This is a genomic window from Bradyrhizobium sp. DN3 (assembly GCF_041357655.1).
In the GTDB taxonomy this organism is placed as follows: domain Bacteria; phylum Pseudomonadota; class Alphaproteobacteria; order Rhizobiales; family Xanthobacteraceae; genus Bradyrhizobium.
Genome location: NZ_JAULLN010000022.1, coordinates 1 through 24,022 on the forward strand (window position 1 = coordinate 1; position 24,022 = coordinate 24,022).

24 protein-coding genes, 1 tRNA gene and 1 pseudogene are annotated in these 24,022 nt (G+C 63.7%); 12 read left to right on the forward strand and 14 right to left on the reverse strand.

The window, feature by feature from the left end:
• Positions 1-317: 317 nt before the first annotated feature.
• Positions 318-1,082 carry an SDR family NAD(P)-dependent oxidoreductase gene (locus tag AAE027_RS28260; protein WP_370990201.1) on the reverse strand — a complete coding sequence of 255 codons (765 nt, stop codon included), beginning with the start codon at positions 1,080-1,082 and terminating at the stop codon, positions 318-320.
• Positions 1,083-1,121: 39 nt separating this feature from the next.
• Positions 1,122-2,107 (reverse strand): annotated as a pseudogene (locus tag AAE027_RS28265) (aldo/keto reductase).
• A 497-nt stretch (positions 2,108-2,604) separates the two neighbouring features.
• Here AAE027_RS28265 and AAE027_RS28270 point away from each other — a divergent pair.
• Complete coding sequence (locus AAE027_RS28270) at positions 2,605-3,003, forward strand: hypothetical protein (RefSeq protein ID WP_370990200.1); 399 nt, start codon at positions 2,605-2,607, stop codon at positions 3,001-3,003.
• A 675-nt stretch (positions 3,004-3,678) separates the two neighbouring features.
• Here the strand turns inward: AAE027_RS28270 and AAE027_RS28275 are convergent.
• The 3 genes from AAE027_RS28275 to AAE027_RS28285 all read right to left on the reverse strand — a co-directional run bounded on the left by AAE027_RS28275 (position 3,679) and on the right by AAE027_RS28285 (position 5,430).
• Complete coding sequence (locus tag AAE027_RS28275) at positions 3,679-3,912, reverse strand: hypothetical protein (protein WP_370990199.1); 234 nt, start codon at positions 3,910-3,912, stop codon at positions 3,679-3,681.
• 958 nt (positions 3,913-4,870) lie between these two features.
• Positions 4,871-5,173 (reverse strand): hypothetical protein, encoded by a 303-nt coding sequence (locus tag AAE027_RS28280; RefSeq protein WP_370990198.1) that lies wholly within the window; start codon positions 5,171-5,173, stop codon positions 4,871-4,873.
• A gap of 172 nt (positions 5,174-5,345) precedes the next feature.
• A tRNA-Leu gene (locus AAE027_RS28285) sits at positions 5,346-5,430 on the reverse strand.
• Positions 5,431-5,582: 152 nt separating this feature from the next.
• Between AAE027_RS28285 and AAE027_RS28290 the strand changes: the two genes are divergently transcribed.
• A complete protein-coding gene (locus AAE027_RS28290) occupies positions 5,583-6,122 on the forward strand; it encodes a disulfide bond formation protein B (protein ID WP_130213314.1) in 540 nt (179 codons plus the stop codon).
• A gap of 145 nt (positions 6,123-6,267) precedes the next feature.
• Here the strand turns inward: AAE027_RS28290 and AAE027_RS28295 are convergent, their stop codons facing one another.
• Positions 6,268-7,353 (reverse strand): AbrB family transcriptional regulator, encoded by a 1,086-nt coding sequence (locus AAE027_RS28295; RefSeq protein WP_370990197.1) that lies wholly within the window; start codon positions 7,351-7,353, stop codon positions 6,268-6,270.
• A 98-nt stretch (positions 7,354-7,451) separates the two neighbouring features.
• Positions 7,452-7,733: a PsiF family protein gene (locus AAE027_RS28300; protein ID WP_370990196.1), complete on the reverse strand. Its 282-nt coding sequence runs from the start codon at positions 7,731-7,733 to the stop codon at positions 7,452-7,454.
• 200 nt (positions 7,734-7,933) lie between these two features.
• On the opposite strand from AAE027_RS28300, the gene AAE027_RS28305 reads away from it, so the two are divergent.
• The gene (locus tag AAE027_RS28305; RefSeq protein WP_370990195.1) at positions 7,934-8,425 is read left to right on the forward strand and encodes a hypothetical protein; all 492 of its coding nucleotides are present in this window, start codon (positions 7,934-7,936) and stop codon (positions 8,423-8,425) included.
• 45 nt (positions 8,426-8,470) lie between these two features.
• On the opposite strand, the gene AAE027_RS28310 is transcribed toward AAE027_RS28305, so the two are convergent.
• Positions 8,471-9,019 (reverse strand): TetR/AcrR family transcriptional regulator, encoded by a 549-nt coding sequence (locus AAE027_RS28310; protein ID WP_370990194.1) that lies wholly within the window; start codon positions 9,017-9,019, stop codon positions 8,471-8,473.
• A gap of 116 nt (positions 9,020-9,135) precedes the next feature.
• Between AAE027_RS28310 and AAE027_RS28315 the strand changes: the two genes are divergently transcribed.
• From AAE027_RS28315 to AAE027_RS28325, 3 genes are all read left to right on the forward strand, one after another.
• Positions 9,136-9,561 carry an acyl-CoA thioesterase gene (locus AAE027_RS28315; protein ID WP_370990193.1) on the forward strand — a complete coding sequence of 142 codons (426 nt, stop codon included), beginning with the start codon at positions 9,136-9,138 and terminating at the stop codon, positions 9,559-9,561.
• 3 nt (positions 9,562-9,564) lie between these two features.
• Positions 9,565-10,041, forward strand: coding sequence for a PaaI family thioesterase (locus tag AAE027_RS28320; RefSeq protein ID WP_370990192.1), 477 nt, complete (start codon positions 9,565-9,567; stop codon positions 10,039-10,041).
• 98 nt (positions 10,042-10,139) lie between these two features.
• Positions 10,140-10,796: a DsbA family protein gene (locus AAE027_RS28325; RefSeq protein WP_370990191.1), complete on the forward strand. Its 657-nt coding sequence runs from the start codon at positions 10,140-10,142 to the stop codon at positions 10,794-10,796.
• Between the two features lie 179 nt (positions 10,797-10,975).
• Here AAE027_RS28325 and AAE027_RS28330 read toward each other — a convergent pair whose 3' ends face one another.
• From AAE027_RS28330 to AAE027_RS28340, 3 genes are all read right to left on the reverse strand, one after another.
• A complete protein-coding gene (locus AAE027_RS28330) occupies positions 10,976-11,182 on the reverse strand; it encodes a hypothetical protein (protein WP_091891332.1) in 207 nt (68 codons plus the stop codon).
• 82 nt (positions 11,183-11,264) lie between these two features.
• Positions 11,265-12,335, reverse strand: coding sequence for a carboxylesterase family protein (locus AAE027_RS28335; protein ID WP_370990190.1), 1,071 nt, complete (start codon positions 12,333-12,335; stop codon positions 11,265-11,267).
• Between the two features lie 22 nt (positions 12,336-12,357).
• Positions 12,358-13,329 (reverse strand): S1C family serine protease, encoded by a 972-nt coding sequence (locus AAE027_RS28340; RefSeq protein ID WP_370990189.1) that lies wholly within the window; start codon positions 13,327-13,329, stop codon positions 12,358-12,360.
• Between the two features lie 287 nt (positions 13,330-13,616).
• On the opposite strand from AAE027_RS28340, the gene AAE027_RS28345 reads away from it, so the two are divergent.
• The 6 genes from AAE027_RS28345 (at position 13,617) to AAE027_RS28370 (ending at position 20,921) form a co-directional block, all read left to right on the forward strand.
• Positions 13,617-15,035, forward strand: coding sequence for a M20 family metallopeptidase (locus AAE027_RS28345; RefSeq protein WP_370990188.1), 1,419 nt, complete (start codon positions 13,617-13,619; stop codon positions 15,033-15,035).
• Positions 15,036-15,297: 262 nt separating this feature from the next.
• The gene (locus AAE027_RS28350) at positions 15,298-17,088 is read left to right on the forward strand and encodes a peptide ABC transporter substrate-binding protein (protein WP_128931187.1); all 1,791 of its coding nucleotides are present in this window, start codon (positions 15,298-15,300) and stop codon (positions 17,086-17,088) included.
• Positions 17,089-17,118: 30 nt separating this feature from the next.
• Positions 17,119-18,078, forward strand: coding sequence for an ABC transporter permease (locus AAE027_RS28355; protein ID WP_091891317.1), 960 nt, complete (start codon positions 17,119-17,121; stop codon positions 18,076-18,078).
• Positions 18,044-18,961 carry an ABC transporter permease gene (locus AAE027_RS28360; RefSeq protein WP_370990187.1) on the forward strand — a complete coding sequence of 306 codons (918 nt, stop codon included), beginning with the start codon at positions 18,044-18,046 and terminating at the stop codon, positions 18,959-18,961. The genes AAE027_RS28355 and AAE027_RS28360 overlap by 35 nt, the downstream gene beginning before the upstream one ends.
• Positions 18,961-19,956 (forward strand): ABC transporter ATP-binding protein, encoded by a 996-nt coding sequence (locus AAE027_RS28365; protein ID WP_091891311.1) that lies wholly within the window; start codon positions 18,961-18,963, stop codon positions 19,954-19,956. The genes AAE027_RS28360 and AAE027_RS28365 overlap by 1 nt, the downstream gene beginning before the upstream one ends.
• Positions 19,953-20,921: an ABC transporter ATP-binding protein gene (locus tag AAE027_RS28370; RefSeq protein ID WP_128931190.1), complete on the forward strand. Its 969-nt coding sequence runs from the start codon at positions 19,953-19,955 to the stop codon at positions 20,919-20,921. The genes AAE027_RS28365 and AAE027_RS28370 overlap by 4 nt, the downstream gene beginning before the upstream one ends.
• A 22-nt stretch (positions 20,922-20,943) precedes the next feature.
• Here AAE027_RS28370 and AAE027_RS28375 read toward each other — a convergent pair whose 3' ends face one another.
• The 3 genes from AAE027_RS28375 to AAE027_RS28385 all read right to left on the reverse strand — a co-directional run bounded on the left by AAE027_RS28375 (position 20,944) and on the right by AAE027_RS28385 (position 24,007).
• Positions 20,944-21,591 (reverse strand): HAD family hydrolase, encoded by a 648-nt coding sequence (locus tag AAE027_RS28375; RefSeq protein WP_370990186.1) that lies wholly within the window; start codon positions 21,589-21,591, stop codon positions 20,944-20,946.
• Positions 21,592-21,702: 111 nt separating this feature from the next.
• Positions 21,703-23,607, reverse strand: a complete 1,905-nt coding sequence (locus AAE027_RS28380) for a sensor domain-containing diguanylate cyclase (protein ID WP_370990185.1) — start codon at positions 23,605-23,607, stop codon at positions 21,703-21,705.
• 178 nt (positions 23,608-23,785) lie between these two features.
• Positions 23,786-24,007, reverse strand: a complete 222-nt coding sequence (locus tag AAE027_RS28385; protein WP_091891394.1) for a dodecin — start codon at positions 24,005-24,007, stop codon at positions 23,786-23,788.
• Positions 24,008-24,022: the final 15 nt, after the last annotated feature.

The window sequence follows — 24,022 nt, forward strand, 5'->3', positions numbered from 1 at the left end:
ACCAGGAAACGGCGGAATCGTAGCCGACTCGTGGCTTTTCACACAGCCAGGGTCAACAACGGGCATCCCGGCGCCGTCTTGGCCTTCGTCCGCTCACTGTCCGAAAGCCGACATCACGGCGTTTGAGGTGTTGGACAGCTAAGGGCAACAAAAGGCGACCTAGGCGAGGCGCGAGGGAAATACGCTCAGCGCCAGACTTCGCCGAGGCCGCACAGCGACAATGACGAAGCCGGTCGTTGAATGTCGTGTCAGCGTCGGTTGCGAATCGCGTTACGTCTCTCGAAACACTTGACGGGCTCACCGGCTCGACATTTCGATCAACGCATGACGAAGCCGCCATCGACCGAGATGGACTGGCCGGTCACATAGCTCGCAGCGCCGCTGCATAGCCATAGAACCGCATGCGCGATTTCCTCGGGGCGTCCGACACGCCCCATCGGAATACTTTTTTCCATGGCCTTGAGCGCATCGCCTTGCCCGTCGGCCACCATCTGGTCCACCATCGGCGTCCATATCAATCCGGGGCAAATGGCATTGACGCGAATGCCGCGCGTTCCATATTCGAGCGCTGCGCTTTTGGTGAACCCGTGGATACCGTGCTTGGCGGCGTGATAGATCCCGCGTTCTGCACCTCCGACAAGACCGCCGAGAGACGAGCAATTGACGATGGCGCCGCTGCCCTGCTTGCGCATCTGCTGCAATTCGAACTTCATGCAGCTCCATACGCCGCGCAGATTGACCCCCATGACACGGTCATAATCCACGTGAGTGGTGTCAGCCGTTTCTGCGAGCACATTCTGGACGCCGGCATTGTTGTAGGCGGCATCGAGCCGACCGAAAGTTTCGACCGTCTTTGAGACCATGGCTTCGACCTCAACATCATCGGCCACATTGCAACGGATGCTGATCGCTTTGTGACCTCGCGCATTGAGCTCGTCGGCGGCAGCACGCGCCGCATTCTCGTTCCAGTCCGCGAGCGCGACAGACGCCCCCGATTCTGCGAAAGCTTTTGCGGTTGCGAGACCGAGACCGGAAGCTGCGCCGGTCACCAGAGCGACCTTACCTTCGAATGAAATGTTCATGTCACTATCTCCTTGAGTTGGTTTGCGGCGTCCATGCCGTCAGCGCTTCGTGCGCATGGCTTCCGCCTGGGGATAGCGGTCGCCTTGTATGGTGATCCCGGCGGCGGCCTCCTCGATCTGCCGCAAATCGTCGGGCGTAAGCTCGACTGCGGCCGCGCCAATGTTCTCATCGAGCCGGTTGAGCTTCGTGGTGCCGGGAATCGGGACGATCCAGGGCTTCTGCGCCAGCAGCCAGGCGAGCGCGATCTGCGCCGGCGTCGCGTGCTTCCGCTTTCCAATTGTCTCCAGCAGTTCGACCACGGGACGGTTTGCCCTGAGAGCCTCAGGCGCGAAGCGCGGCAGGCTGGTGCGGTTATCGTTGCCGCCGAAGGTGGTCGTCTCGTCGATCTTGCCGGTGAGGAATCCCCTCCCGAGTGGGCTATAGGGGACGAAACCGATCCCAAGCTCCGCGCAAACCGGCAGCACCTCCGCTTCGGGTTCGCGCCACCACAGGGAGTACTCACTCTGGATCGCCGCGACCGGCTGAACCGCGTGCGCACGACGGATGGTCGAGGCGGCCGCCTCACTGAGCCCAAAATGTTTGACTTTGCCCTGTACGCTGAGGTCCTTCACCGCGCCGGCGACGTCCTCAATCGGCATGTCGGGATCGACCCGGTGCTGATAATAGAGATCGATCATCTCGACCCGCAGCCGCTTCAGCGAACCTTCGACCGCCTTTCGATGGTCTCGGGCCGGCTGTCTAGGCCGCTCGGCCGCGTCTGACTCAAATCGTGGCCGAACTTGGTGGCGATGACGACCTCCTGGCCGAATGGCTCCAAAGCCTCACCGACGAGTTCTTCGTTCGTGAGCGGGCCATAGACCTCGGCCGTGTCAAAGAAGGTGACACCGCGCTCCACTGCCGCGCGCACGAGTGCAATCGTCGCGTTGCGGTCCGGAGCCGGACCGCGATGGTGGTTCAGGCCCATGCAGCCGAGGCCGATAGTCGAGACCGCAAGTCCGCAGTTGCCAATCGCACGAGTCTGCATTCTTTATTCTCCTGTGCGTTTCCGAGCGATCACGGCCGCGCGTAATCTGGAAAAACACAGGGTCAAACCTTAAGGCGTTTCCTCTCATGCGATTAGATGATAAATTATGATTTGACTTATAAGACAGGCTGATGAATGCATCGGGGACGCCAGCGATTGACCTGCCTTCGTCGCCGTAGCGAGAGAGCGCAACTTCACGCGAGCCGCGCTTGAGTGGCAAAAACCGGATGTGAAGCCGACCTGCCATCCATCAGCGTACGAGGTCTCGGTGATCGGGATTACGCGCTACGGAAACTGACAGAAATCGCCCGGCCTCTGGCCGAACTCCGCTTTGGCTCAAAACCGGCCGTCTACACCGTTGTGAGCCCTTTCCGTTCTGCACCCAACAGCCGACGCTTGGACCAGCATCGAGCTAAGGCAGATTCGGGCCGGAAGGCGACATTCATGCTGAGAAATGATAGAAGGCCCGTTCCTGCTTGGTGCCATCGGAGCAAGCTGTGCCTAAGTATTTTCCGCTCGACCCAGGCGTGAGGTTCGACTGCGATAAGAGCGATCTTCTCGCGATCAAGTGGAAAGCGGAAAGCCTTTCGGCAGACTTCCTTCTGCCGGACGCTGAGGGGCAGGCGCTTCGCGTTGGCTTCAATGGCGCGACTATAGTCCGCCTCTTGGACGAAATGCCGCTCAGCACCGAACAACAGCCTACAAAGAACGAGGGACTAGTTCCAAGGCACTTCGCATATCGCGTGGAGGGTTCGACCTTCGCGGACACCCAGTCGGAGGCATGGAAGGAGATTCATCATCCCGTTCGACAGTACGAATTCATCACGGGATGGGGCTGCATGGATGTGCTCTCTGGAGCGGAGCCGACGTTTGAAGTTATCGATATCAGCGAATAACGAATGCCCGCTCCGGGTAATTCGCGTCGGTTGGGCCGGGTGCCGCCGATTTCCGCACTACCCCTACAAGCAGACTTCGTTACCGTGCGTTGGCATGTCTCAAACGGGCCAAGAGGCGACATGGTCGGCTCGTCTTGATATACAAGGCGTCCTAAAATCGGCAAAGGGTCCCGAGCCACTTGGACATTATTGGACAACCACCTGTATTAGCGGGGCTTTGTTGTGACGCATTCGTCTGTGAGGGTTTTGCTCACAACGGATCACTCATAGCAAACGCCAATGTCGTTCATGTCTGCTTCGCGGGCGTTTGGCATAAGCTTGTCCTCGACTACGGCGCTATAATCTGGCGGCAATCGGATGGGCTGCCTGACCCGTGGAGCGTTGCAAGCGAGGGTTGGGAATATCCTCGCGTAGATGTGGGTACTAGTTCTGGCGTCATCGGCCTTCGTCTCAGAGACTATCGGATGGAAACCAATGTTGCCGGGGGAAAAGTCGTCTTCCAGTTCGAAAGTGGGCGCACAATTACAATCATTGACGCAAAGGACCGATCAAGCTTCCGCGTTGATTGACCCAATCGCTTAGCCCGCTTCGGGTCACAAGCCGCCGATCACGCTCAAGCGGGATGACTTCCGCTTTGCCTAGCGGAGCCGACATTTATGTACACCCTAGCCCGGCTCACGAAAGATCATCCCGCGGCGGTGGATAGCGCCGGGCCAGCACCGACAAGGACAGATGCCGTTCGTCTGCCGGCAGCTCCAAATACGCCAGCACGAGCGGCCGCTTCCAGTCGCCGACGCCGAAATCCATCGTCATCCATTTCTGAGGTTCGGGCCCTTCGAGGCCCCGGACCCAGACGAAATAGCGGGGAAGGTCGTCGGCGTCCCTGTCCGTCGTACGTCTCCTGGCCATCAAAGCTGTCCGCTGCATCACATCGGTTGCGAGAGGATATAGGGAGTGGCCGTGAGAAGTCGAATGCCTCGCGGCGGTACGGTATCTAATCCCTATCGATAGTTCGACGCTCGAACAGCAGGTGCCACTTCGGTCCTGGGGGGCTCCGCGCCGACACGGCAGTCGGACGCGTAATCTCTCCTCGTCATTGCGAGGAGCTCTTGCGACGAAGCAATCCAGACTATCTCCGCGGATGCATTCTTGGATTGCTTCGCTGCGCTCGCAATGACGATGTGGATAGAGCCGGGGCAAGAATGAGGGCTATCGATCTGCAGAAGATGATTCCCTGTCGGAACAAGGTCTGTCAGAACGCTCGCCCCTTCGGGGACCGAAAGATTCTGGTTGACCGAAATTCGGAAATATCGTATGTGTCGATCACCCCGGCCCATGGATAAGGGGCGTTTCGCGATCGTCACGATACGCGGGCCGGGTGGCGGTGGGCGTGGAGCGCATCGGCGCGCTGGGCAATCGCAGGGCGGGTTTGGCCCGTGAGCGGTCGAGCGGCGCGCGCACGACAGGTGCGATCCGCGTACGGCAAAAGCGTGTGGTCCTGGCGCCCGGGGTCTGTGCGTCAAGGCTTGCGGTGATGTTGCTGCCCGACCGGGTCAGCGCATCAGCCATCCGCAAGGCGACGGGGGCAATAGTGCATCGCTCCCCGGGGAGAGCGCGCGATAAGCCGTCAAACCACTGCGCAGGGAAAGGCCGGGATGTCCAGGCTGCCCTGTATGCCGCTGTGCATTTGTCTTCGCGCAATTTGCGCACAGCGGACCGCGGGTGCCAGCCGGCACCCGGCCTTCCCTGCGCCCTTTCCAAGGAAGGGGCGTCAAGAGAGGCACAAGACTCGGGCGTCATGCGTCGCGAGGCTGTACAGGCGTGTCTCGCTGTTTGAAAATTGAAGTGTGCGCGCTCATCCTGCCAATCACCGCCACAATTCGCAGGTCGCCACGCGGTTGATGTCGGCGAGCCGCCTCGTGGCGTCGCCGTGGAGATCGAGGCTGGCGAGCAGCGTCAGCAGGCGACGATAGGCGGTGTCGGCAATCTCGACCGGGAGTGGGGCCTCGTCAAAGGCCTCGACATAGCTGCCGACGACACCGCTGAGCAGACGGCACAGGCCACGCTGGGCGGGATCGTCCCGGCCGAGCCTCTCGAGCTTTTGCTGGAAGATCTGGAAGGTCCGCAAACCGTGGTGCTGCTGGGAAAGCCACGCGTGCAGATCGTTCATGTGAGCTCCTTCAGTTCAGTGAAGAAGCTGAGGGCTTATACAGTGGGGATGGGAGAATGGCTAGGGGAGGGGCTCTGCTCAACCAGTCCGTCTTCGCCAAGAGGCTTCGCCGGACACGCTTCACCCTTCGGTTCAGCGTGGCTGCGCCACGCGAAGCCCGAAGGGCGAAGCGTGGTGCCCCTGGCCGGAATCGAACCAGCACTCCTTGCGGAACTCGATTTTGAGTCGAGCGCGTCTACCAGTTCCGCCACAGGGGCCTTCGGTCGGCCCAAGGGACGTCGCGAAGCCGGCGGACTATAGCCATGGACAGGACGGGGTCAACCCGCGCCAAAGTGATCCCCGCCGTTCTCGACAGCCGCATGGGCCGGAGTTAGAGGCTTAGACGCGCGACCATCGGAGAGAGGCTGCCGTGACGACCCGGAGTGCTGCCATACCAGCGTTCAAGCCGGCCAGCGCCGGTCCCGCGCTGACCGCCTCACTGCTCGTCACGCTGATCGCCGCCGCCACGATCGCGGGCGCCTGGTTCTTCCAGCTCGTGCTTGAGATTGTGCCCTGTCCGCTCTGCCTGGAGCAGCGCTACGCCTATTATCTCGCGATCCCGCTCGGTGCCCTCACGGCGCTTGCGGCCAGGAGCGGCGCGCCGCGGCCGCTGCTGCTCGCTGCGTTGGCGATCCTCGCGCTGGCGACGCTCGCCAACGCCGGTCTAGGCACCTATCACTCCGGTGTCGAATGGGGATTTTGGCAGGGACCGACTGACTGCTCCGGTCCCGTTGTCAATCTCGGCAATGCCGGCGACCTTTTCTCGCGGCTCGACACCGTGAAGGTGGTCCGCTGCGACGAGGTGCAGTGGCGCTTCCTCGGCCTCTCGCTTGCCGGCTACAACGTGCTGATCTCGCTGCTGATGGCCGCGATCGCCGCATGGGGATTTGTGCGGACGGCGAAGCGCTAGGTAAGCTGCCGTAGGGTGGGCAAAGCGACTTGTCCGCCGTAGCTCAAAGAGCGAAGGCGGAAGCGTGCCCACCATCTCTAGCGACACTGCCGTAAGAATGGTGGGCACGGCGCTAATGCGCCTTTGCCGACCCTACGAGAGCCCGTCAATCATCCACATCATCTTGCGTGCGTCCGAACAAGTGCACGATGCCGGGTGTCGCGATCGTCACGAAGACGAAGCGCGACAGGTGATGGGCGCCGACGAAGATCGGGTCGATGTGCAGCGTCAGGGCCAGCGCCAGCATCGCGTCCATCGCGCCCGGTGCGAAGGCGACGACAACATCGGAGAATTTCACCGGCGTGGTGAGCGCGACGATGCCGACAAAGATGGCGGAGACGGCGATGGCCACTGTAAACGAGCCCAGCGCCGCGTTGATATGGCCGGCCAAAGTCTTGATCCGCATCCGTGCGAAGCGGCTGCCGATCAGGGCGCCGATGCCGACCAGGGCCACGCCGCGTACCCAGTTTGGCAGGCCGCCCTCGACCCAACCGGCGCCATGCAGCACGCTGGAGGCGATCATCGCGCCGAACATCCAGCTCGCCGGAAACTTGATCAGCCGCAAGAAGAGCGCCACCGCCAGCGAAGCTGCGGCCAGCACCACGAGGCCGAGCGGCGAGGCGATCGTTGTCGTCAGCGACGGTGCGGCGGATGGCGCCACGCCCGCGATCGCCAGCACCATCGGCAGCGCCGCGGTGAGGATGATGACGCGCATGGTCTGCACCACCGCGATGCCCGGCAGGTCGGCGCCGCGCTCGACCGCCAGGATCGTGATCTGCGACAGCGCGCCGGGACTGCCGGCAAGGAAGGCCGAGGTGCGGTCCCAGCCATGGACGCGCTGGAGGTAATAGCTCGATCCGAAGGTCGAGCAGAAGGTCGCGAGCGCAAGCAGGCCGATGGTGACGGGATAGGCGCTGACCTGCTGGATCAGATGGCGCGAGACCACCGAGCCCAGCGAAATGCCGAGCAGCACCAGCACGGTCTGCGTCAGGATCGGCGGCAGCGCCAGCTGGCGGCCGGCGATTGCGGCGATCCCGACCGCGATCATCGCGCCCGAGATCAGCCCGCCGGGAAGGCCGGCGACGAGAAACACGAGGCCACCGGCGGTGCCGATGACAAGCGTCTCCATCGTGCTCAAGACGTTGGCACGGCTCGGCCATTCGAACGGCAGGGAGGCGACGATTTGTTTCACGCCACCTTATCGCAAATCAGCGAGAGGCGCACAATTGCAGGCTCGTCATGCCGCAATGCGCATGCCTCTCACTGATGTTCGCGGAGGTCGGGACGGACTTACTTCTTGTCGGCGGCAGGGGCAGCGGGCGTGGCGGTGCCGGCCTTCGCTTCCTTCATGCACTCGCGGCGAAATTTCTTGCGCTCCTTGCCCTTCAATCCTTTGGCGTCCGCCTGCTTGGAGCATTCGAGCGATTCGGCCGAGCGCTCCTTCGGCGCCTTCTTGTCGGCGGTGGCAGCAGCGTCGGTTTTGGCGGCCGGCGCGGCGGTCTGTGCGAAGGCCGTGCCGGTGGCGAGCAGGGAGACGAGAGCGAGGGCGGCGAGGCGGGACGTGAAGGTCATGTGTTGCACTCTTCTTGGGAAAATTGCGAAGGTTTGGGAACGTCGGCTCGCTTTGCTGAACGCGACATGAATGAGTTGAGCGACGGGATCACTATATTTTGCCGGCGCAGCCCATCGCATCCTTGTCGCAAGCGGCCGACACGCTAGGATAGCAATCCTCGTTTCACTTCCCTCGAGGAAGATCAGGAGGAGACCCAGGGATGACCATTCAGACAAAATTGTTGTGTGCGATTGCAGCGTCAGGTGTCGCGGCATTGGTAGCGAGCGCGCCGGCGCAGGCACTGACCGCGCAGGAGTGCAGCGCAAAATATCAGGCGGCCAAGAAGGACGGCTCGCTCGGCACCATGAAGTGGAATGAATTCCGCAAGGCCCAGTGCGGTGCAGACGCAACGCCTGCCGCTGCGCCCACCGCGGCTGCTCCGGCTGCGCCCGCCGCTCCTGCCGAGCCGAAGCAGGCGAAGAAGGAGGCCGCGCCCGCCGCCGCGCCGACGCTGCCGGCTGGACCTGCGATCTATCCGAACGCGGTCGATCCGAAATACGCCAAGGAGACCCCCGGCAAGGCGCGGCTCCACACCTGCGTCGACCAGTACAATGCCAACAAGACGACCAATGGCAATGGCGGCTTGAAGTGGATCCAGAAGGGCGGCGGCTATTACAGCGAATGCACCAAGAAGCTGAAGGGCGCCGCCTGAACTTCGAATTGATGCAACGGCCGGAGCAACGCTCCGGCCGTTTGTCTAGTCCAACAGCTTCTCGGCCGATTTCGCCACGAGCTGCGACCGCTTGCGCGGGCCGCGCTCGACGAACAACAGGCTCTGGCCGAAGATGAAGCAGTAGAACAGGAAGGCCTGCGCCTCGGCCTCGTCGGCCGCAAGGCCGGTCGCGCGATAGAGCTCGGCGACGTGCTTGAGCCGCGCCGCGTCCACGCTCGCCACCGCCGCCGCCGCGCCCTCATCCGAGCGGGCCCATTGCCGGATCGCGAGCTCGATCGCCATGGCTGCCGGATTGAGCCGCTCGGAATAGAGCTGGATCACCGCCTTCAGTCGCTCGCGGGGCTGTTGTCCGTCGAGGCTCGTCTGCTGCGCGATCGCCGCGATACGTCCTTCGCGCCAGCGTTCCAGAATGGCTTCGAGCAGTGCGGCCCGGTCGGCGAAGCGGCGATAGAAGCCGCCCTTGGTGACGCCGAGGTTCTTGGCGAGCACCTCGACCCGCACGCCCTCGACCCCCGAGCGGCCGAGCTCGGTAAACCCTGCCTCGACCCAGACATCGCCCTTGCCGTCGCTCATGAAGGAAGCCTCGCCGGATTCTTGATACGGTGCCGTATTGCTAGCGCGACGGAGCTCTGATACGCTACCGTATCAATCCGCAAAAGGCGGAAGAAAATGCCAGGGAGCGAATTGCGATGGAGGAGGCGACCTATCGCGGCACGGTCTATCCGTGGCAATGCGATCATGTCGGCCACATGAACATCATGTGGTACGTCGGCAAGTTCGACGAGGCCAACTGGAATCTGTTCGCCCGGCTCGGACTGACGCCGAGCTATCTGCGCAGCTCGGGCCGCGGCATGGCCGCGGTGCAGCAGAACATCGCCTACAAGCGCGAGCTGCTCGCCGGCGACATCGTCGAGATCCGCAGCCACCTGCTCGAAATTCGCGACAAGACGATCCGCTTCCGGCACGACATGGCGAATGCCGAGACTGGCGAACTCGCGGCGACGTGTGAGATCATGGGCGTGCACTTGGATCGCCAGCAACGCAAGTCCATACCGTTCGCCGAAGTCATCCGAGAGATCGCCATGAGGCACCTTTCCGTGCCGGCGGAGGCGTGAATCATGGTCGCATTCGAGCCGAAAAACCCGGATTACCGCGCGGCGGCCATGGCGATGTTCGCAGCCCAGCCGGCAATGCACACGCTCGGCATCTCGATGGTCCATCTCGCCCCGGGCGAGGTGGAGCTGGCGATGCCGCATTCGGCTGCCTTCACGCAGCAGAACGGGTTTGTCCATGCCGGTATCATCACCGCAGGCCTGGACAATGCCTGCGGCGTCGCCGCCTTCACCCTGATGCCGCGTGAAGCAGACATCCTCACCGTCGAGTTCAAGACCACGCTGCTCGCACCTGCTAGGGGCGCGCGCTTCGTCTTCAGGGCCGAGGTAGTCAAACCCGGCCGAACGCTGACCTTCTGCGAAGCCAGCGCCTTTGCCGAGCACGAGGGCAAGACGACGCTGATCGCTGCCATGACCGGCACGCTGATGGCGATGCTGCCGCGCGCTGCGACCTCGCAAGCGCCGCCCGCGATCCGCGCATAGCATGGCGATGACATCGCGCCCGCGACGCTCTATATCAGCCGTAACAATTCCCGGTCCCGAATCGTATTTGCAGCGATGGGACCGAAACGGGACGAGATATGGCTGGATCTGGGAATAAGGGCCTTGTGACGACGCGGCGCGCGGCGTTGACGTTGCTAGGGGCGGGCGCCTTGGCGGCAGGCGGGACCACTTTCGTGCGCGCCGCCGCCGACGACGAGGTGCTGACCGAAGCCAAGGTGCTGCGCGATCCCGACACGCCGGTTGCCGGCAATCCCGACGGCAACATCACCATCGTCGAATGGTCCGACTACAATTGTCCCTATTGCCGCAAGCTCGAGCCCGAGCTGCGCCAAGTCGTCCAGGACGACGGCAAGGTGCGGCTGGTGATGAAGGATTGGCCGATCCTCGGGCCGGTCTCGGTCACGGCGGCGCGGACCGCGCTCGCGGCGAAATTCCAGGGCAAGTACCATCAGGCCCACGACGCCATGATGGGCGTCAGCTCGCGCCTGACCGAGCCGCGCATCAACGAGCTTCTCGCTGGCGCAGGCGTCGACATGGACCGCCTGAAGCGCGATCTTGCCGGCCACGCCAAGGACATCGACGCCATCCTCAAGCGCAACAACGAGCAGGCCGAAGCCTTTGGCTTCCGCGGCACGCCGTCCTTCATCGTCGGCAAGTACCGCGTACCGGGCGTGCTGAGCATGAACGAGTTCGAGCAGGTCATTGCCGACGCACGCAAGGCCAAGATGAACTGAGCCGAGCGCTAAAGCATGATCCGGAAAAATGCGCAGCGGTTTTCCGAAAAGATCATGCTCAAACAATAACCTAGAGCGCGATGACAATTCATCCCAATCTCATCGCGCTTTAGTCATCACGCAACACAAAGGCGCCGCCGCGGAGTTCGCGACGGCGCCTTGTTCATGATGCGGCGTCGCTACTTCGACGAGATCCGGACCCAGTCCCTGTGCGCACGGTCGCGCAGTGCGTCCCAATCGGCCTTAGCGACATCCCAGTTCACGATGGTGCGATTGGTGATCGCGACCTCGCCATTGGCGACCGACGACGTCTGCATGGAATCATAGACGTAAACGCCGCCCGCGAGCAGCAGCGCGCCCAGGATCATTCCAAAAAAAGTCTGCATAGCGAACCTCCGGTGACCGGCGATAACGTCGGCCCGGAGCAATGGTTCCCGCGGCAGTACGGCACAGATAAGGACGGATCGTTCATGTCCCATTCAGCCACTGCAGCAGCTCCGCGTTGATTTCGCGCGGATAGGTGTGACTGAGGTCGTCGATCTCCCGATAGGTGACGTCGGCGCCAGCGGCAGAGAGCGCCGCCTGCGTCTGCCGCGCGGTCTGCACCGGAAACATCCAGTCGAGCCTACCGTGGATGATGAAGACCGGCAGGCGCTGGAGGCGCGCGGCGTCCGCCATTTCCGCCATCAGCGGATGGAAAGTCGCCGACACCGGCGCAAGATGCGTGAAGGGCGAGGCGGCGTCGAGGCCGGTGACATAGCAGAAGGTGCCGCCGTCGCTCATGCCGGTCAGCAGCATGCGCGAGGCATCGATGCTCCAGCGGCCGCGCACGGTCTCGAGGATACGCATGAGGTTCGGCGTGTCGCCATCATCGCCCATCAGCGCCCAGGTCGGGCCGGTTGCCGTCGGCGCCACCAGGATTGAGCCAAGGCTGCGCGCATCGCGCAACCAGCTCCACAGGAAACCGCGCCCGTTGCCACTGCCGCCATGCAGCGCCATCACCAGCGGCATGGCGCGATCGGGCGTGTAATATTCGGGCACATAGACCGAGAAGCCACCGCGGCTGCCGGGCTCGTTGTGATCGTGGAAGATGCCGGTATTTTCGCTCGCGCCGACTTCGAGCCGCGACAACAGGTCGGCATTTTCGCGATTGGCAGCGTTGAGAAAGAAGCTGCTCACGGGCGGAAACTGCAGCGCCAGCGGATAGAGCGCCTCCTGTGCCCGCGGCAGGTGGCGCAGCGCGCGGAACACCGCGACGAGATCGCCATTGCCGCGCTCGATCTCGCGAATGCCGGCAAAGGCGGCGAGTGTCTCGTCGCAGGCGCGATCGAGCCGACCGCGCAGGCCGGTGAACTGCTCCGGCCAGTCGCCGATCGCTGCCTGCGCCGCTTGCAGCGCCTCGTCAGGCGCGCCGATCGCGTTCATCACCGACGCGAAGGCCGGCGGATGCAGATGCCGCTGGAAGAAACCGAGCGCCTCCAGCGCATTGAGCAGCGGCGGCAGCACGGCCACGATGTCGTCCACCACGGCCTCGGTCATCGCCGCTTCCTCAAGCCTTGCGTCAGTGCAGCTTCGGCGCCTTCAGGAGCTTGAAGCGATCGGTCGAGGTCACCGTGACGTCGAAGGTGACACCTTCGTGATGCACGGTGAGCGGCACGTCGACGCCAGCGGCGCCGAGCGCCCACATCTTCTTGTAGAAGCCGGTCTGGCTCGTGACCTTGTCGCCGTCCACGGCGAGGATGACATCGCCGGTCTTGAGCTCGGCGCGCGCGGCCGGACCGTTGGCGGAGATCCCGATCACCACCACGCGGTTGTCGATCTCGGTCGAGTAGAGCCCGAGCCAGGGCCGTGACGGCTTGTTGACGCGGCCGAACTTGCGCAGGTCATCGAGGATCGGCTTCAAGAGGTCGATCGGCACGATCATGTTGACATGCTCGGCCTTGCCGTCACGTTCGCGCTCGAGTTGGAGCGAGCCGATACCGATCAACTCGCCGCGTTCGTTGAGAAGCGCGGTGCCGCCCCAGTTCGGATGTGCGGGATAGGTAAAGATGGCCTCATCCAGCAGATATTCCCAATAGCCGGCGAATTCCTGCTTGGCCACGATCTGGCTCGCAACCGAGCGCGTGCGGCCGCCGGCGCCGCCGACCACGACGCGGTCGCCGATCCGCGTTTCCGCCGAGGTGCCGAGCGGCAGAGGTTCGACGTCGAGCTGGCCGAGCGCCTGTACCAGGCCGAACCCGGTGACGGAGTCGAAACCGAGCGCATGCCCTTCGACCACACGCCCGTCGGCGAGGTGCAGCCATACGGATTCCGCCTCGGTGATGAGGTAGCCGATGGTGAGCACCAGCCCGTCGTCGATCACGACGCCGTTGCCGGCGCGTTCGGTGCCCAACGTCTCGGCGCTGAAGGCGTCCGGCGGGATGATGGCGTGCAGGCCGACGACGGAGCCGAGCGCGCGGTCGAGATCGAAACTGTAATCGCTCGCACGCGGCTGATTGGCCGGCGGCACTCTCCATTCGGTCAGGGCGGGCATGGAGTTCTCCTGGCTGAGAGCATCGCTCCGCCGTGGCCGGCGGAACGAGGTGCGAAGCACGCATAATTTAGGCCGGAGGACGCCGTCTTGAAAGCCTCGTTCCCAACTATTCCAGAAAACGCCGCGTGAAATCTTCGAAAGGCTTAGCGACGGTTCGTGCACAGACGGCGGGCGGCCATTCGATCCGGCAGCCGCCGCATGGCTGGTGTCCGGCGAGGTGCTAGGCGCCGTGCAACGAAGCTGCTAACCATTGCCGCTTCGTTTGACCAGGGATCACGGATCGAAGCATGGATAACCGCAGCGACATCTGGCGTGGCGTCGACACGATCAAGGCGCGTTTCATCGACCTCAGCGACAAGGTCTGGGGCACGCCCGAGGTGTGCTACACCGAGGCGCGGTCCGCCGCCGAGCATCTGGCCGAGCTGCGCCATCAGGGTTTCCGCATCACCGAGAACGTCGCCGGCATCCCGACTGCGCTGATGGGCGAGTGGGGCGAGGGCGGTCCGGTCATCGCCTTCATGGGTGAATATGACGCGCTGCCGGGATTGAGCCAGGAGGCGGGTGTCGCTGAGCACCGTCCGATCGAGACCGGTGGCCACGGCCATGGCTGCGGTCACAATCTGCTCGGTTCCGCCGCGCTGCTCGCTGCGACCGCGGTGAAGGACTGGCTCGCCGAGAACAAGGTGCCGGGCCGCGTGCGCTATTACGGCTGCCCTGCGGAGGAAGGTGGCGCGGCAAAGGCCTTCATGGTGCGCTCCGGTGCGTTCGAAGATGCCGACATTGCCATCACCTGGCATCCGCACAGCTTCTGGGAAGTGGCGGTGACGCCGTCGCTCGCCAACACGCGCGCGGATTTCATCTTCACCGGCCGCACCTCGCATGCGGCGGCCTCGCCGCATCTCGGCCGTTCTGCGCTCGACGCGGTGGAATTGATGAACGTCGGCGTGAACTACATGCGCGAGCACATGCCGAGCGACGCGCGCGTGCACTATGCCTTGCTCGACACCGGCGGCATCGCGCCCAACGTGGTGCAGGCCCATGCGCGCGTGCGCTATTCGATCCGCGCCCGCGATCTTCCCGGCATGAACGAGCTGGTCGAGCGCGTGTCCAAGATCGCGCAGGGCGCGGCGCTGATGACCGAGACCAAGGTGGAAATGAAGATCATCTCCGCGGTCTCCAACATCCTGCCGAACACGCCGCTGGAACAGGCGCTGCACCGGGTGATGGAAGAGCTCGGACCGCCGCATTTCGACGACGCGGACAAGAGCTTTGCCGGCCAGATCCGTGCGACGCTGACCGACAAGGACATCTCGTCGGTCTACTACGCGATCGGTATGGAGCCGACCGATCGGCCGCTGGCCGACTTCCTGGTGCCGCTGGATGCCAAGCGCAACCCGCTGGTCGGCTCGACCGATGTGGGCGACGTGAGCTGGGTGGTCCCGACCGTGCAGGTTCACGCACCGACGGTTGCAATCGGCACGCCCTTCCACACCTGGCAGGTAGTTGCGCAGGGCAAGAGCCCGCATGCGCACAAGGCCATGGTGCAGGCAGCCAAGGCGATGGCCGGGCTCGGCATCAAGGCGCTGACGGAACCGGAGCTGATCAAGTCTGCCAAGGCGGATCTTCAGAAGCGGACGGCCAAGACGCCTTACGTTTGTCCGTTGCCGGACCACGTCGCGCCGCCGCTCGATATGTCCGTGGCGTAGAATTTCGCCTCGATACTTCGTCTGATCCAGCGAACAAATTTTCCGCAGTGCAGCGCGCAATCCAGCATGTTTTGATGCTGGATTGCCGAACGGATGGGCTCGAGGAACGCAGTTTTGCCCAACGGACAGCCAGAAGACCGTTTGCACACACACGGTCCCAGTTGACGTCCACCCCATTCGGTGTGCCATCTACTGCCAGCCAAATGAGCGGCCGCACTTCACGGCCGCCTTCATCACTATGGAAACCAGACGGGGGACAACCATGCTGGATAAAGAACTGCGTTCGATGATCGGCCAGGTGAAGGACGGGCGGATGGATCGCCGCGCCTTCATCCAGCGCCTGGCTGCCGTGGGCCTGACCGCACCGCTGGCCAACCAGATCCTCGCGCTCGGCGGTGTCGCCATGGCCGAGGGTGCCTCGACCTACAAGCCGACCAAGCGCGGCGGTGGCGGCGCATTGAAGCTGTTGTGGTGGCAGGGTCCGACCTTGCTCAATCCGCATTTCGCCACCGGCACCAAGGACCAGGACGGCTCGCGCCTGTTCTACGAGCCGCTCGCCTGCTGGGATCCGGACGGCAACATGAAGCTGGTTCTGGCGTCTGAAATTCCCTCGACCCAGAACGGCCTGCTCGCCGCCGACGGCAAGTCGGTAACGTGGAAGCTGAAGCCCGGCGTGAAATGGCACGACGGCAAGCCGTTCTCGGCCGACGACGTCGTCTTCACTTGGGAATACATCATCGATCCGGCGACCGCCGCCGTCACCGTGGCGACCTACCGCGACATCACGGTCGAGAAGGTGGATGACCTCACGGTCCGCCTCACCTTCAAGAAGCCGACGCCGTTCTGGGCGGACGCCTTTGTCGGTGCAACTGGACAGATTCTGCCCAAGCACCTGTTCGCCGAGTACAAGGGCTCCAAGTCTCGCGAAGCGCCGAACAACCTCGCGCCCGTCGGTACCGGCCCCTACAAATTCCTTGAGTTCAAGCCCGGCGACCTGATCCGCGGCGAGATCAACAAAGACTATCACATGCCGAACCGGCCCTATTTCGACACGCTCGAGATGAAGGGCGGCGGCGACGCTGTGTCGGCCGCACGCGCGGTGATCCAGACCGGCGAGTATGATTTCGGTTGGAACATCCAGGTCGAGGACGACGTCCTCCTGCGCCTGGAGAAGGGCGGCAAGGGCAAGACCATCTACGCCGTGGGCGGCGACACCGAATTCATCGCGCTCAATTTCACCGATCCCAACACCGAGGTCGACGGCGAGCGCTCCTCGATGAAGACCAAGCATCCGTTGTTCTCCGACCCCGCCGTGCGCAAGGCGCTGTCGCTGCTGGTCGATCGCGAGTCCATCAAGAAGGCCATCTATGGCCGCGCCGGCCGCACCACCGCGAACTTCCTCAATGGCCCCGAAAAGTTCGTCTCCAAGAACACCTCATGGGAGTTCAGCATCGAGAAGGCCTCGAAGATCCTGGACGATGCAGGCTGGAAGCCGGGCGCCGATGGCATCCGCGAGAAGGATGGCAAGAAGCTGAAGCTGCTCTACCAGACCTCGATCAACGGCCCGCGCCAGAAGACCCAGGCGATCGTCAAGCAGGCCTGTCAGAAGGCTGGCATCGACGTCGAGCTGAAGTCGGTCGTGGCCTCGGTGTTCTTCTCGTCGGACGTCGCCAATCCCGACACCTATGCGAAGTTCTATGCCGACATCGAGATGTTCCAGATCCCGATGAGCCAGCCGGATCCGGCCCAGCACATGCGCCGCTATCATTCGAGCAACGTGGCGACGAAGGAGAACAAGTGGCAGGGCACCAACTTCCCGCGCTATGTCAACAAGGAGTACGACACCACCATCGACGCCGCCGACGGCGAGATGGATCCGGTCAAGCGCGCGGCGCTCTACATCAAGGCCAACGACCTCCTGTTCCAGGACACCGTGTTCATTCCGGCGCAGCACCGGCTCAAGGTGGAGGCGGCCTCGAACACGCTGCGCCCGGTGATCTCCGGCTGGGCCAACGAAACCGACAACCTGTTCGACTGGTACCGCGAGGAATGATCCCCCAACTCTAGACGGGGCCTTTCCCTCATGAGTCAATATGTCCTGCGTCGCCTGCTGATCGCGATTCCGAGCCTGCTCGGAATCTCGGTCGTGCTGTTCGTCGTGCTCGCGCTCGCGCCCGGCGATCCGTTCTCCGAACTGGCGACCAATCCGAACGTGCCGCCCGAAGTGCAGGCGGCGCTTCGGGCCAAGTTCGGCCTCGACGATCCGATTCACCTCCGCTACCTGCACTGGCTCAACGCCATGCTGCACGGCGACTGGGGCTTCTCCTTCGTCAGCCGGATGAACGTCGACACGCTGATCCTCCAGCGCCTGCCGGCCACCCTCTACGTGATCGGCTCGGCGCAGATCCTGGCGCTCCTGATCGCGATTCCCGTCGGGGTCTATGCCGCGACCAAGCCGTATTCGTTGTTCGACCAGATCGCGAATACGCTCGCCTTCGTCGGCTTCTCGCTGCCGACCTTCTTCACCGGCATCCTGTTCATCCTGATCTTCTCGGTCACGCTGGACTGGTTGCCTTTCGTCTATACGACCGACATCAAGGCGACCGGCATCCGCTGGGTGCTGGAGATGATCAGGCAGGCGATCATGCCGGTGGCGGTGCTCGGCCTGTTCCAGGCGGCGTCGATGACGCGCTTCGTGCGTTCGGCGATGCTCGACGTGATCCGGCTCGACTACGTCACCACGGCGCGTGCCAAGGGCCTTGGCCAGGCCAAGGTCATCATCAAGCACGTGATGCGCAACGCCATGATTCCGGTCGTGACGCTGATTGCGTTGCAGATGCCCGCGGTGTTCGGCGGCGCCATCGTCACCGAGCAGATCTTCCGCATTCCCGGCATCGGCTCGCTGCTGATCTCCTCCATCCTTTCCAACGACACGCCGGTGGTGATGGCCGTCACCTTCGTCTTCGCGTGCCTCGTCGTGCTGTTCAATCTCATCGCGGACGTGCTTTATGGCTGGCTTGACCCTCGCATCTCCCTCCGCTGAGCGGGGCGTCTACTCGCCCTGGCGCGAGACGTGGCGGCGTTACAGCCGCCACAGGCTCGCCGTGATCAGCGCCTTCCTGCTCCTGATCCTGGTGCTGGCGGTGGTGATCGGCCCGTTCATCTGGCGCATCAAGATCAACGACATCGACATCGTCGCAGGCATGCAGGGCCCATCGCTCGCGCATCCCTTCGGCACCGACGATCTCGGCCAGGACATCCTGGCGCGCATGATCTATGGCGGGCGGATCTCGCTCGCGGTCGGGCTCGCCGCCATGCTGGTTTCGGTGTTTATCGGCACGCTGATCGGCGCGCTCGCCGGCATGTCGCGCGGCGCGCTCGGGCACGGCCTGATGTGGCTCACCGACCTCTTCCTGTCGCTGCCGCAACTGCCGCTGCTGCTGCTGCTCATCTATCTCTTCCGCGACGGGCTGAAGCAGTTGTTCGGCCCGGAGGGCGGCATCTTCATCCTGATCGTGCTCGTGATCGGAGGCCTTCGCTGGATGCCGGTGGCGCGCCTGGTGCGTGCGCAGTTCCTGTCGATCCGTGAGAAGGAGTTCGTCGAAGCCGCGCGCGCGCTCGGCGCCAGCCCGGTGCGGCAGGTGGTGCGCCACATCCTGCCCAATGCGGTCGGCCCGGTGATCATCGCCGGTACCATCGACGTCGCCGCTGCGATCATCGCGGAATCGACGCTGTCCTTCCTCGGCCTCGGCTTCCCGCCGGATACCCCGACCTGGGGCCGGCTGCTGTTCGATGCCAAGGACTTTCTCGACATCGGCCCGCACTGGGCGCTATTTCCGGGCGGCGCAATCTTCATCGCGGTGGTCGCCATCAACTTCATCGGCGACGGCCTGCGTGACGCGCTCGATGCGCGACGGGTGATCTGATGGCGCCGCTGCTCGAAATCAAGGGCCTGAAAACCCACTTCTCCACCGACGACGGCATCCTCCAGGCCGTCGACGGCGTCGACATCTCCATCAACAGGGGCGAGACGCTCTGCGTCGTCGGCGAGTCCGGTTGCGGCAAGACCGTGACGGCGATGTCGATCCTGAAGCTGATCGCGATGCCGCCGGGCCGGATCGCGGCGGGCCAGATCATCTTCGAGGGTCGCGATCTCGTCCCGCTGACGAGCAATCAGCTCGACGAGATCCGGGCCAAGGAGATCGGCTTCATCTTCCAGGAGCCGATGACCTCGCTCAATCCGGTGCTCACCATCGGCGAGCAGATCGCCGAGAGCCTGCGGCGGCACGAAGCGGTGACCAAGAAGCAGGCGCTCGAGCGCACCATCGAGATGCTGAAGCTGGTGCAGATCCCGAACGCCGAAGGCCGGGTGCACAACTATCCGCACCAGTTCTCCGGCGGCATGCGCCAGCGCGTGATGATCGCGATGGCGCTCGCCTGCAAGCCGAAGCTGATCATCGCCGACGAGCCGACAACCGCGCTCGACGTCACCATCCAGGCCCAGATCCTCGACCTGCTCCAGGACATGAAGGACCGCTTCGGCATGGCGGTGATGCTGATCACCCATGCGATGGGCGTCGTCGCCGAGACCGCGCAGCGTGTCGTCGTGATGTATGCCGGCAAGGTGGTGGAGGAGGCGCTCGTCGACGACCTCTTCGGCGATCCCCGCCATCCCTATACGCAAGGGTTGATCCGCTCGATTCCCCGCATCGACCTCGACAGCGAGCACAAGACGCGGCTGGAGGCGATCGGCGGCTCGGTGCCGATCCTGATCAATCCGCCCGTCGGCTGCCGCTTTGCCCCGCGCTGCAAGTTTGCCATGAAGGTCTGCACCGAGAAGGAGCCGCTGCTGCGCGAGATCGCGCCCGGTCACCGCATGGCCTGTCATCTGGGAGATACTAATTTGGGAGGCGCGGCATGAGCGAGCCCTTGCTCCGCGTCAGCGGCCTGAAGAAGCATTTCCCTGTGCTCGGCGGCCTGCTGTCGCGCCAGGTCGGCACCGTCTATGCGGTCGACGGCGTGTCGTTTTCGGTCAATCGCGGCGAGACGCTCGGGCTCGTCGGCGAATCCGGCTGCGGCAAGTCGACGACGGGGCGCTGTGTGCTGCGCCTGATCGAGCCGACCGACGGCGAGGTCACCTTCGACGGCCAGGACGTGCGCAAGCTCGGCGGTAACGATCTGCGCGCGATGCGGCGGAACATGCAGCTGGTGTTCCAGGATCCATTCGCCTCGCTCAATCCGCGCATGACGGTCGGTGCGATCCTCGGCGAGGCCTTCACCATCCACAATCTCGCCTCGTCCGCGAAAGAGCGCGAGGAGCGCGTCGCGGCTCTCCTGGTCAAGGTCGGGCTCAAGGCCGAGCACATGCGGCGCTATCCGCACGAGTTCTCCGGCGGCCAGCGCCAGCGCATCGTGATCGCGCGCGCGCTCGCGGTCGAACCGAAGCTGATCGTCTGCGACGAGCCGGTCTCCGCGCTCGACGTGTCGATCCAGGCGCAGGTGATCAACCTCCTGGAAGATCTCCAAGCCGAGCTGAACCTCACCTATCTGTTCGTCGCGCACGATCTCTCTGTGGTCGAGCACATCTCCGATCGCGTCGCGGTGATGTATCTCGGCCGCATCGTCGAGCTGGCGAAGGCGAGCGACCTCTACCGCAACCCGCAGCATCCCTACACCAGGGCGCTCCTATCCGCAGTGCCGGTGCCCGATCCCAAGCTCAAGCGCGAACGCATTCGACTCAAGGGCGACGTGCCGAGCCCGATGAAGCCGCCATCCGGCTGCCACTTCCACACCCGCTGTCCGATCGCCCAGCCGCGCTGCGCGGAAAGCGCGCCGGAGCTGAGAGAAGGGGCGGGCGGGCATTTTGTCTCGTGCCATCTGGCTTGATGCCGGCGGAAGGCCGCGCGGATCATTCGTGAAGCAGGCCGTGCTCCGAAAGGACGTGCCTGAAGCTCTCCACTGACGTGTGGTGATGCGCGAACAGACCCGCCTCGCGTGCGCCGGCGACATTGGCCATGAGATCGTCGACGAACAGGGCGGTCTCCGGCCTCACGTTGAGCTCCGACAGACAGAGGCGGTAGCAGCGCGGGTCCGGCTTCGCGGTCTTGAACTGGGCCGAGGTGTAGATTCGGGAGCCGAACAGCGGGCGCAAGTCCGGCAGCAGCGTGTCGATATGGTCAGCGACCAGCGTGCTGTTGTTGGTCAGGACGGCAATGTCGACGGTCTTACGCAAGCTGCCGGCAATCTCCAGCATCGCGCCTTTGGCCTGCATTGAACGCCGCCGCGCCTCGACCCATTCGTCGAGCGACAGCGGATAGCCGATGCGCTCGCCGAAACCCCGCAAATAGTCGGCGGCATCGAGAGCCCCGCAATCGCCGAGCAGCTCGAATCCGCTATCCCAGATCGCCTTGTGGATGAACTCGTTGGTCGATCCCGCAAGCTCCGCCAGACACGCAACACGTTTTCCCCTGTCGTAGTCGCACAGGACATTGTCCATGTCGAAGAGGACGAGCTTGATCCCATTAGTCACAGCAGCACTCTCGGAGTGGCCGGACATCCGGCCGTGATCCGAGTCATATCCTGTCCGAACCAGGGCGACAAACGCGGAGCAAAGACCAGCCGATGCGAGGCCCGACGTCGGCGAGTTTCGAGGGCGAAATCTCCGACGTCACGCGCTCTTGGCCGGCCAGGAGACTACCTGTCCCGACATCACCAGCCGGTCACGGCCGCTGTCCTTGGCGGCGTAGAGCGCGCGGTCGGCGGCCGCGACCAGCGTGCTGCAGTCCATCGTGGTCTGGGACGGAAGAGCAGCCGCGCCGCCGACGCTCGCAGTCACCAGCCGGGAAGGTGGATTCTGCGCGTGCAGCATGGCGAGATTGAGCAGCGCCTGGCGGATTCCTTCGCCGACCTCGGCGCAACCATCCGGGCCGGTGTTCGGCAACAGCACCGCGAATTCCTCGCCACCGTAACGCGCCGCGAGGTCAGCCGGACGCCTCGCGTAGGTGGACAGAATCCGGCCGAGCGCGCGCAGGCAGGCGTCGCCCGCCAGATGTCCGTAATGGTCGTTGAACTTCTTGAAATGGTCGACATCGATCAGCAGCAACGAGAGCTGCGTGCCGTCGCGCCGGGCACGCGCCCATTCGTCGGCAAGGCGTTCGTCGAATGCGCGCCGGTTGGCGAGACCGGTGAGGCCGTCGGTCGTTGCCAGCGAGGCGAGCTTGTCCTGAAGGTCCTTCTGCTCGGTCATGTCCCGCACCACCGCGACGACGCCGTCGATCGCGCCGCTGTCCGACGCCAGCGTCACGTGCAGCGCCGCCTCGGCCCAGATCTCGCCCTTGTCGCGATGATGCTGGCGATAGACGAACCGCGCCTCCTCGGCCTCGCCGTTCTTCAGCGCGGTGATGGCCTGCCGGACCCGTTCCATGTCGTCCGCGTGAATGCCGGCGAGCGCCGACGTGCCCAGCAATTCCTCGGCGGACCAGCCGGTGATGCGCGCGCATGAGGGAGAGACGTAGAGTATCCGGTTGTCCAGTCCGATCCGGGTCACCATGTCGCTCGATTGCTCGGCCAGCAGGCGGAAATTTGCTTCCTTGGCGACCAAGGCCTGGGCCATGCGCTGCCGCTGCACCAGCTGACGGACCAGGTAGGAGCCGATCAATGCGATCAGCACAACGAGGCCGAGGACGAAGGTCATGCGTGTGGTCGCTGCGCGCCGCCAGGAGGCCAGCACGTCGTCTTGCGACTTGCTCGCCAGCACCATCAGGGGATAGCGGCTGCTGCGCTGGTAGTAGCTCAGCCGGTCCACGCCATCGATCGGCGACCTGAAATAGTAGACCGCCGCGGCGGGGCGGCTTTTCCAACTCCTGAACAAGGGCGCATTGGACAGGTCGCGTCCGACGAAGGCGCCGCTCTCGTCGCGACTGCGCGCCAGCATGATGCCGCTATTGTTGAGCAGCGATACCGAGCCGTTCGGCCCGAAGTCGAAGCGCTCGTAGAATTTGACGAAATAGCTGACGTCGATCGTGAGCAGGGCAACGCCGGCGAAGCCGCCGTCGGAATCGTTGATCCGGCGGGACGCGGTGATAATCCATTGGCCGCCGGCTTTGCTCTTGACGGGCGGTCCGATCAGCGTGCCCGTCGCCGGCGAGTCGCGATGGTGACGGAAATAGTCGCGGTCGCTGTTGTTGAGCTTGGAGAAGTCGACGTGTTCAGTCGTGGCAAGCCACCCGCCGGTCGCATCGTAGATGAAGATGCCGCGGATGCGGTCCGATGATTTGCGTGTCGGCAGATAGGCCTGGAGTTTCGCAATCGCATCCGGACCCGTCCCGTCGATTTCGAGCCGATGAACCAAACCGACCAGGATCGTATCGGCGAGCTCGAACGTATCGTCCGCGTGCTGGATCAGCGAATGCGCCAGATTGGTGACGTCGATCTCGGCGGTCCTGAGATCGGCATTGCGCGCTTCCCATTCGCGCCAGGCGCTCAAGCCGAGGACCTCAACGCAAATCAGCACGATGAACCCCGCCGCCCAGAGCGGGAGGCGCGTCTTGCCGAGTTCGCGGCTCGTCACCATCAGGCTTGCTCCATTTCGGAGCAAACCTCTCACTTTGGCCTTAACGGCCTATTGCAACTTCTGCGATGATTTTGTGCGTCCGTATTCACCCGGAGGGAGTTGACGATATCTTGATTGACTCTCCTCGGCGGTTGTTAACCACCTCGCCGCAGGGCGAACTTCGTCCGCATCCGCTGCGTCATCCCTCCAGCGTGAAGCCGACGCGCAGCGTCACTTGATAGTGACGGACGGTGCCGTTCTCGATGTGACCCCGTGTCTGCACCACCTCGAACCATTTCATCTCGCGAATGGTCTTGGCAGCGCGGCCGATCGCGTTCTTGATCGCATCCTCGATCGACGTCTCGGATGATCCGACCAGTTCCAGGATCTTGTAGACGTGATCATGTTCGGCTGTGGGCATGATGAGCCTCCTCGG

Excerpts from the sequence above, each read along its gene's own strand:
- AAE027_RS28260 (WP_370990201.1), bottom strand. The coding sequence starts at position 1,082 with ATGAACATTTCATTCGAAGGTAAGGTCGCTCTGGTGACCGGCGCAGCT.
- AAE027_RS28275 (WP_370990199.1), bottom strand. The coding sequence starts at position 3,912 with ATGGCCAGGAGACGTACGACGGACAGGGACGCCGACGACCTTCCCCGC.
- AAE027_RS28280 (WP_370990198.1), bottom strand. The coding sequence starts at position 5,173 with ATGAACGATCTGCACGCGTGGCTTTCCCAGCAGCACCACGGTTTGCGG.
- AAE027_RS28300 (WP_370990196.1), bottom strand. The coding sequence starts at position 7,733 with ATGACCTTCACGTCCCGCCTCGCCGCCCTCGCTCTCGTCTCCCTGCTC.
- AAE027_RS28305 (WP_370990195.1), top strand. The coding sequence starts at position 7,934 with ATGACCATTCAGACAAAATTGTTGTGTGCGATTGCAGCGTCAGGTGTC.
- AAE027_RS28310 (WP_370990194.1), bottom strand. The coding sequence starts at position 9,019 with ATGAGCGACGGCAAGGGCGATGTCTGGGTCGAGGCAGGGTTTACCGAG.
- AAE027_RS28315 (WP_370990193.1), top strand. The coding sequence starts at position 9,136 with ATGGAGGAGGCGACCTATCGCGGCACGGTCTATCCGTGGCAATGCGAT.
- AAE027_RS28320 (WP_370990192.1), top strand. The coding sequence starts at position 9,565 with ATGGTCGCATTCGAGCCGAAAAACCCGGATTACCGCGCGGCGGCCATG.
- AAE027_RS28325 (WP_370990191.1), top strand. The coding sequence starts at position 10,140 with ATGGCTGGATCTGGGAATAAGGGCCTTGTGACGACGCGGCGCGCGGCG.
- AAE027_RS28330 (WP_091891332.1), bottom strand. The coding sequence starts at position 11,182 with ATGCAGACTTTTTTTGGAATGATCCTGGGCGCGCTGCTGCTCGCGGGC.
- AAE027_RS28335 (WP_370990190.1), bottom strand. The coding sequence starts at position 12,335 with ATGACCGAGGCCGTGGTGGACGACATCGTGGCCGTGCTGCCGCCGCTG.
- AAE027_RS28340 (WP_370990189.1), bottom strand. The coding sequence starts at position 13,329 with ATGCCCGCCCTGACCGAATGGAGAGTGCCGCCGGCCAATCAGCCGCGT.
- AAE027_RS28345 (WP_370990188.1), top strand. The coding sequence starts at position 13,617 with ATGGATAACCGCAGCGACATCTGGCGTGGCGTCGACACGATCAAGGCG.
- AAE027_RS28350 (WP_128931187.1), top strand. The coding sequence starts at position 15,298 with ATGCTGGATAAAGAACTGCGTTCGATGATCGGCCAGGTGAAGGACGGG.
- AAE027_RS28355 (WP_091891317.1), top strand. The coding sequence starts at position 17,119 with ATGAGTCAATATGTCCTGCGTCGCCTGCTGATCGCGATTCCGAGCCTG.
- AAE027_RS28360 (WP_370990187.1), top strand. The coding sequence starts at position 18,044 with ATGGCTGGCTTGACCCTCGCATCTCCCTCCGCTGAGCGGGGCGTCTAC.
- AAE027_RS28365 (WP_091891311.1), top strand. The coding sequence starts at position 18,961 with ATGGCGCCGCTGCTCGAAATCAAGGGCCTGAAAACCCACTTCTCCACC.
- AAE027_RS28370 (WP_128931190.1), top strand. The coding sequence starts at position 19,953 with ATGAGCGAGCCCTTGCTCCGCGTCAGCGGCCTGAAGAAGCATTTCCCT.
- AAE027_RS28375 (WP_370990186.1), bottom strand. The coding sequence starts at position 21,591 with ATGTCCGGCCACTCCGAGAGTGCTGCTGTGACTAATGGGATCAAGCTC.
- AAE027_RS28380 (WP_370990185.1), bottom strand. The coding sequence starts at position 23,607 with ATGGTGACGAGCCGCGAACTCGGCAAGACGCGCCTCCCGCTCTGGGCG.
- AAE027_RS28385 (WP_091891394.1), bottom strand. The coding sequence starts at position 24,007 with ATGCCCACAGCCGAACATGATCACGTCTACAAGATCCTGGAACTGGTC.